Origin of the sequence: Candidatus Magnetobacterium casense (assembly GCF_019173545.1) — a bacterium.
Lineage (GTDB): Bacteria > Nitrospirota > Thermodesulfovibrionia > Thermodesulfovibrionales > Magnetobacteriaceae > Magnetobacterium > Magnetobacterium cryptolimnobacter.
On the sequence record NZ_JABXWD010000673.1, the window covers coordinates 1 to 1,348 of the forward strand.

2 protein-coding genes are annotated in these 1,348 nt (G+C 49.9%); both read left to right on the forward strand.

The features are described 5' to 3' along the window. Window positions 1-126 precede the first annotated feature (126 nt). The gene (locus HWQ67_RS18635; RefSeq protein ID WP_218254196.1) at window positions 127-972 is read left to right on the forward strand and encodes a hypothetical protein; all 846 of its coding nucleotides are present in this window, start codon (window positions 127-129) and stop codon (window positions 970-972) included. 9 nt (window positions 973-981) lie between these two features. Continuing rightward, window positions 982-1,185, forward strand: coding sequence for a hypothetical protein (locus HWQ67_RS18640; protein WP_218254197.1), 204 nt, complete (start codon window positions 982-984; stop codon window positions 1,183-1,185). Window positions 1,186-1,348 lie beyond the last annotated feature (163 nt).

Here is a 1,348-nt window from a genome sequence, read left to right on the forward strand (position 1 = left end):
GCTGTTAAGTGATAAAAGTTAGTTAACTAGGGCAGTATACTATATATATACTGCCTAAGTGTTAACTTAACACGTTAACTTAACATTAACAAAAGTGTTAACTAGGAGGAGCAATGAAGGAGGAAAATGAGCTGGGGTAAGTCGATAATCTATTGGCGGGAGGATGATGAAGTCTTTGTCTCTGTCCCGTTCACATGGTATCTTCCGATGGCTCGGCGTCTATGCGAAGTAAGCATAGAGGCAGGGAGATGCGTCCATGCTGGTGGACCTGCGGTTGACCTTATGCCTGAATATCTAGCAGGGGTAGCGGAGTACATTGGCGGTAGCTTGTGGCCGAGTCCCATTAGTCGGCATAACCCGGATGCAACCTTCACAACGCGTGGGTGTCCGAATCGTTGTAAGTTCTGCGCTGTTCCCGTAATTGAGGGCGACCTGCGGGAACTATCTGATTGGATCCCCGCACCCATTATCTGTGACAACAACCTTCTAGCAGCCAGCGCTCAACATTTCGACCTTGTCATTGATCGGCTCAAGCCATTCAAGGGCGTGGACTTTAATCAGGGGCTAGACGCACGCCTTCTGAATACACATCACATAGAACGGCTCCAAGAGCTATGTCTCCCCAAGTTGCGATTTGCGTTCGACCACGTATCCCTAGAAAACAAGGTTATGAGTGCTATTGAGCGGGTGCTGAAGGCGGGATTCGCACATCGCCGTCTGGGTTGCTATGTCATGTTTGGCTTTGAGGATTCACCAGAGGATGCTTTATATCGGGCAGAGACGATCAAGGCCAAGGGCATCAAGCCATTTCCCCAGCGATATCAACCCCTGAACGCGTTAAAGAAAGACAGTTGGATCGGGCAAGGTTGGACAGCCCAGGAAATGCACCGATTCCAGAGGTATTGGTGTCGGCAAAACTGGCTAAGCAAAATACCATACGCGGAGTTTAGAGATGGTCTGCAAAGAGTGTAAGGAGGCATTATGAAACCTAGGCAATTACTCCCAATCGGAATCGCCATCATCTTTGGCCCGCCAACTATAGCGGGACTTGTTGTGGGACACTTCCATGGGGTTTGGGCTGGTGTGGTAGTCGGCGTAGTGGCCCTGGCGGTTGTGTTACTTGTGGCCTACTACTGGGTTATGAAGCATACGAAGACCGATAAGGGCGAGAAACAGAACGGTTAAGCCTGTTCTCTGCCTTGCTTAATCAGGTTTGTGACTTCCATGATGAACAGCATCGTGCCGACACCGAGCAACGGCGCCGCCACCTTGATATCAGAGTCCATAGCGAATACTCCCCAGATGATGATGCAGATGGACAGGATAATTCTGATCCATCCCGTCTTCC